The following is a 5970-nucleotide window of genomic DNA, read 5'->3' as shown; positions in this document are numbered from 1 at the left end:
AATTCACCGCAGAGACGCAGAGGAACAGAGAAGACATGGAAATAAATCAGATAACAGAAAAGATTATTGATGCAATCATTGTCCTACATAGGACATCAAAACCAAATTTGTTAATCAATCATGATATATCGGTCCTCAAAAGCTTGCACTGATGAAAATCCGTGATGGAATTCTGTGTCTGGTAAATAGTTTTTAATTTTTTCTCTGCGTCTCTGTGTCTCTGCGGTGAACGGTTACAACTATTCAACCACTGATTGACACGGATTAGCACGAATAAATAGCAGATAACAGAAGATAGAGGACAAATGTCAAAAACGGTTGTCCCCTGCTGACGAGGGGTAAGGGTTCAGGTAGGATAAAAATAAGAAGAAAGGAAGAAGATGGAGAAGTGGAGAAAAGAAGAGTTAAGTGCAGGTTAGATCATACTTTAGAGCAGTGGATAAAGAAATAGGGTTACTGGTAAATTTCGCAGACTCCAGGATTGATGTCCGAAGGGTGGAGCAAGAAAAAGTTTGAGCCATTTCTCCAATTCTCCCTTTTCCCCATTTCTCCTTGTTTACACTTCTAATGTATAGCCCTGAACGGTTACGGCGAGGGATTAAGAGAAACAGAAAATAGCAGGCAGATATAATTCTGACTACTAACTACTGTCTACTGACTACTATATTTAGTGAGGTAAGGAAAAATGATTCATAAAGAAGATTCAATCTTAATTAATCAGAATATAATTGCAGCCTTTAAAGTCGCTAAAGATATTGAAAGACTCTCAAGTTTTATCCCGGAATATAAGCAGGTGAAAATTATAAGTAAAGAAAACAATAAAATGGTGCTTGAGGCAAAAATTAAAATCTTTGGATTTGTGCCAATTACCTATATATCTACCGGGCTAATTACGGAAAATAAATCAATCAAGTATGAACAGATTAAAGGACCTTTAAAAGGTTTGCAGACAGAATGGAAATTTGAAGAAATAGGAAATGCAACTAAACTAACGATAATCCATGATATTGATATAAAAATATATAGAATAGAAGAGTTGATTTATAATTTATGTATTAAAAAACTTGCTAATGAAGTATTAGTGAGTATGAAAAAAGAATTAGAAAGAGGTGATTTAAAATGAATTTTACCTTTATCTATGTTGCCTTCCTCATTATATCAACTGTATATCGGTTGAGGAGAATAACCAAATCATATTCTGAAGAACCAGGACCAGGTAAGGTTTATGTGCCGATAAGTTATAGTATCTTACTTCTTCTTTACCTTTTAATCTGGGCCGGTGCGCTGGTCGAATATTTTTATCTCCATATTCAGAAGGTTAATTTAATGATTAGTGGGATTGGTTTTTTAATGTATGTCAGTGTGATTCCATTACGCGATTGTGCCGCACAAACCCTGGGTAAATATTTAAGTCCGGATATTAAAATTGTAGAAGGGCATAAATTAATTAAGGAAGGACCTTATAAATACATAAGACATCCCCTGGCACTATCTGCTATCATTGAGGTTGTTGGCATTACCCTTATTCCCAATTCTTACTATTCATTTCTTGCCACCTTATTTATCTTTCTCCCATATATGCTTTTCAGAATTCACTTAGAAGAAAAAGCATTGACTGAAAAATTTGGTCAAGAATATATTGATTACAAAAAGGAAGTGTCGGCATTTTTACCTTTTAAAAAGAGGATTTCAAAATGACTTTTTATCCAATTACATTAGGTTTGGTTAGCTTCATCAATCTATTTTTAGCTCTATTTGTTTTTACTAAAAATGTTCAATCTGAGAAAAATAAGTCATTTGCCTTATTTGAAACCTGCCTTGCTGTCTGGGGTAGTGGGATGTTGATTATGACCGTTGCTAAAGATAAAGAAACAGCAATGTTGGGTGTAACTATTCTCCATCTTGGGCTTTTGTTTAGCTTTTCAAGCTTTCTTAATTTTGTCTTAGCCATTACAGATGACCAGACTAATCTAAATAGAAAGATATGTTTTCTCGCCTACCTCTTAGGTCTATTTTTTAACATTATTGATAAAATACCTCTGTTGGCGGTAGTTTCGGATGTAACTATTACCTTTGGGACTTACCAACCTATTACCGGACCATCAGGACCTCTTTTCAACCTGATATTTCTCTCCTTTATGTCTTATGCAATTTTACTCCTATACAAAAAATATAGAAAAACAGACTCATTTTTAGAAAAGAATCGTCTAAAATACATCTTTTCTGGTATGGTAGTGGTAATATTAAGTAGTCTATCTAATATCCTTTTAGTTATGGGAATAAAGATATATCCTCTGGCTCATCTGGGGCTTACCATTTATGCCCTAATGGTTACATATAGTATTGTTAAATATCGATTAATGGACATTACCATTATCATTCAGAAAGGACTTATCTATTCATTACTAACGGCATTAGTTACCGCTATCTGGTTATTAGCCATATTTACCTTTGAAGTGCTTTTGCACTTTGAGACACTCTCTGCTCGAATACTGACGATAATTATTATCATCCTTATATTTCAACCCGTAAGAGAAAAAATCCAGCTAATTGTAGATAAGATGTTTTATCGGGAAAGACATGACCTGCAACAACTCTTAAAAAAAGTAACCGGGGAAATATCTACAATTATTAGCCGCGATACCTTGATGTCATCAATACTTAATACAATTAACCATACCCTTCACCCTGCCTTTGTCCAGTTATTACTTTTAGAGGAATCTGAAAGGGTCTATAAACCAGAATTTGGACTCGGTGAAAACGATAAATCTATTATTATACAACAGGATGAGCCTATCGTGGCGTGGTTTAAGAATGAAAAGAGGGAATTATTACAGGAAGAGGTAAGGGAGAATCCTGAATTTAATGGGATGAGGGCAGTAGTAACCCAGGCTATTGAAAGATTTAAAGCAATTGTTTCTATCCCAATTATTTTTAAAGAAAACTTAATTGGGATATTAAATTTAGGGCCGAAATTAAGTCAGACATCATATAATCAGGATGAAATAATCTTCCTTACCACCTTATGTAATGAGGTTGCGGTTGCCTTAGAAAATACAAAACTATATACTGACCTTCAAAAAGAGACTATAAAACTACAAAATTTAACCCAGGACCTAAAAATAGCCAATGAATCTAAATCCACCTTTTTGAATATTGTTTCCCATGAATTACGCACTCCACTAACAGTAATTATGGGTTATGCGAGTTTGTTCTCTCATAAAGCCCTCGGTGAAATCACAACAGAGCAAGAAAAATCTGTTAAAATTATGCTGGACAAATGCAGACACCTGAATGAACTAATCGGTGATATATTAGACCTGTCTAAAATCGAACGAGGGAAAAAATATGAATTAAAAAAACAGCCTGTTGACTTTAAAAAGATAATCGAGGAAACTGTCTTGATTTTTACCCCATCTGCCAGGGAAAAACAAATCTCTATTCAGACAGAAGTAGCCCCCAATATCCCTGTAGTGTGGTATGACCCGGAGATAGCAAAGGAAATTTTTAGTAAATTGGTCGATAATGCAATAAAATTTACACCCGCTATGGGGAAAATAACCATCAGATTTGAAGATAAGGATAATTATTTGCAAGGTTGTGTAGAAGATACGGGGATTGGGATTAAACCCGAAAATCTCAATAAGATATTTGAACGGTTTTATCAGGTGGATATGTCTGATACCAGGAAATATGAAGGCACAGGACTGGGATTATCCATCGTCAAAGAGGTATTGGAAGATTCTGGTGGCAGTATCAAAGTAGAATCACAAGAAGATATTGGTAGTAAGTTTATATTTACCATACCCAGAGAAGAAATACCAGAAGAAGAACTACCGAAAATAAAATTAAAGGGGAAAATACCATCAGAAACAAAAATTTTAATGGCAGATGAGGAATATGATAATTTAAAACTCGCCGAGTTATATTTAAAAACCAGTGGTTATAAAATAGATATTGTCCAGGATGGTTTAGAGGCATTAAAAATGTTAGATAAAGAAAAACCTGATTTAGTCATAGTCAGCCTTAAACTTCCGAAGATAAATGGTTATAATATTGCCCATATCTTGAGAGAGCATAAAGAAACAGAAGATATTCCACTGATTATGTTAGTTCCGCTGGCAGAGGAGGAAAATTTACCCACGATTTACAAAGCAGGAGCAACCACACACCTTTTTAAGCCTTTTGATTTTAAAAATTTGATGGAGAAGGTCGCAGAATTTTGTTGACATAATCAATGATTAGTGATAAACTTTACTCGTAACTATTCAGTTACTGATTAACACGGATTAGCACGGATAAATACAGAGGGCAGAGGACAGAAGGCAGAGGACAACAGGAGAAACGGCTATGTCCACAAGGTGGACACAAAGGAAGATGAAAATAGTGGTAGGAGATAGAAGGTGGGAGATAGAGAGATAAGCGTGAGGAGTGATGTTCTCTTTACTTTCTACTCTCTACCCTCTACTTTCTACTTCCTATTTTCAGGAGAATCTAAAATGAAAACTATCTGGCTAAAATCTATTCCGTTTAATAAAGCGGTTGTGACAACTGCATTAGAAAGTGGCGTAGATGCTATTTGGGTTGAAGAAGGATTTGAGGAAAAGGTAAAAGAATTAGGCAAAATTAAAACTATCTCTAAAAATGGTGATTTGAAACTAAATGAAGATGTCGTTGAGTTTGAAATCAATAATAAACAGGATGAAGAAACCGCCGCTAAGTTGTCAAAATCCAAAACACTTATTATTAAAACAAACGATTGGACAATTATCCCATTAGAGAATTTAATTGCTCAAAATCCTGCCGGATTAATAGCCTATGTTCATAATGAAAAAGAGACAAAAATCGCTATTCAAATATTAGAAAAAGGAGTTGCTGGTGTTTTGCTTGAGACAACCGATTTGAATGAGATAAAAAGATGTGCACAACTAATCAAAAATACTCAAGAGAAATTAGAGATTGCCATTGCAAAGATTACCAAAATAGAACCCCTGGGAATGGGAGACAGGGTTTGTATTGATACCTGTACCAATATGAAGCAAGGAGAAGGGATGTTAGCCGGGAATTCTTCAGGTGCAATGTTTTTAGTCCATTCAGAGAGTGTTGAAAATCCTTATGTCGAACCCAGACCTTTCCGTGTTAATGCCGGCGCAGTCCATGCCTATACACTTCTCCCCGGAGGTAAAACTAAATATTTATCCGAGTTAAAAACAGGTGATGAAGTATTAATTGTTAATTCAACAGGACAAACTCAATCAGCCATTGTTGGTAGAATAAAGATAGAAAAAAGACCATTGATGTTGTTAGAAGGAAAGATCAATTCAAAAATAGTTTCTTTAATCCTCCAAAATGCAGAAACTATCAGACTTTGCACACCAGATGGAAATCCTATCTCCATTGTTTCTCTACAAGAAGGAAGTGAAATATTAGCCTACCAGGAAGATGCTGGAAGACATTTTGGGATGAAAATAGATGAAACTATAATTGAAAAATAAGTGTAACTGTTCAGCCACAGATGGACACGGATGAAATACTGAAAATTCGTGAATCGTGTCCGGTATTCGTATCCCTAATTAGGCTCAAGGTTGAAGGCAAATTCAGGTATAGTGCTTCGTGTCTCCTCTCCTTCTCCGTTTCTCCCTTTCTCCGTTTTCCCCTTTCTCATCTGTCTTCTGACCTCTGTATTTATCCGTGTTAATCCGTATCCATCTGTGGCTGAATAATTACATAACTTATTCTTTATTTTCCATTTTTCTCTCTTTTTCCCTTTTTCCTTAATGGACACTACCTAAACAATTACTCAAATCCTAAATCACTTAATCAGCCCAATCTTCCCTATCTTCGTATTTCAATCTCTTGTGTAAATAAGGGGAAACGGAAAAGGGGGGAAAAGGAAAAAGAAGTATTTTTCTCTAAGTATAAGAAATATAGTTAGTTATACATGAAATTCTTTTTCCCCTTTCCCCAATT

The 5970-nt window shown here is 35.1% G+C and carries 5 protein-coding genes; 4 read left to right on the top strand and 1 reads right to left on the bottom strand.

Annotation, left to right across the window (positions count from 1 at the left end; genetic code table 11):
• Positions 1 to 685: 685 nt before the first annotated feature.
• The 4 genes from AB1414_13840 (at position 686) to AB1414_13825 (ending at position 5495) form a co-directional block, all read left to right on the top strand.
• Positions 686 to 1123, top strand: coding sequence for an SRPBCC family protein (locus AB1414_13840; GenBank protein MEW6608503.1), 438 nt, complete (start codon positions 686 to 688; stop codon positions 1121 to 1123).
• Positions 1120 to 1698, top strand: coding sequence for an isoprenylcysteine carboxylmethyltransferase family protein (locus AB1414_13835; protein MEW6608502.1), 579 nt, complete (start codon positions 1120 to 1122; stop codon positions 1696 to 1698). Before AB1414_13840 ends, AB1414_13835 begins: the two co-directional genes overlap by 4 nt.
• On the top strand, positions 1695 to 4229 hold the full coding sequence (locus AB1414_13830; protein ID MEW6608501.1) for an ATP-binding protein: 2535 nt from the start codon (positions 1695 to 1697) through the stop codon (positions 4227 to 4229). Before AB1414_13835 ends, AB1414_13830 begins: the two co-directional genes overlap by 4 nt.
• A 174-nt stretch (positions 4230 to 4403) precedes the next feature.
• Complete coding sequence (locus AB1414_13825; protein MEW6608500.1) at positions 4404 to 5495, top strand: 3-dehydroquinate synthase II; 1092 nt, start codon at positions 4404 to 4406, stop codon at positions 5493 to 5495.
• Between the two features lie 74 nt (positions 5496 to 5569).
• Here the strand turns inward: AB1414_13825 and AB1414_13820 are convergent, their stop codons facing one another.
• Positions 5570 to 5785 carry a hypothetical protein gene (locus tag AB1414_13820; protein MEW6608499.1) on the bottom strand — a complete coding sequence of 72 codons (216 nt, stop codon included), beginning with the start codon at positions 5783 to 5785 and terminating at the stop codon, positions 5570 to 5572.
• Positions 5786 to 5970 lie beyond the last annotated feature (185 nt).

The sequence above is a fragment of the bacterium genome (assembly GCA_040755795.1).
Classification (GTDB): domain Bacteria; phylum UBA9089; class CG2-30-40-21; order CG2-30-40-21; family SBAY01; genus JBFLXS01.
The sequence above is the reverse complement of the archived record's forward strand: the minus strand, read 5'-3'. Positions and strand labels throughout refer to the sequence as shown.

Coding starts and splice junctions, on each gene's coding strand:
- AB1414_13840 (MEW6608503.1), top strand. CDS start 686: ATGATTCATAAAGAAGATTCAATCTTAATTAATCAGAATATAATTGCA.
- AB1414_13835 (MEW6608502.1), top strand. CDS start 1,120: ATGAATTTTACCTTTATCTATGTTGCCTTCCTCATTATATCAACTGTA.
- AB1414_13830 (MEW6608501.1), top strand. CDS start 1,695: ATGACTTTTTATCCAATTACATTAGGTTTGGTTAGCTTCATCAATCTA.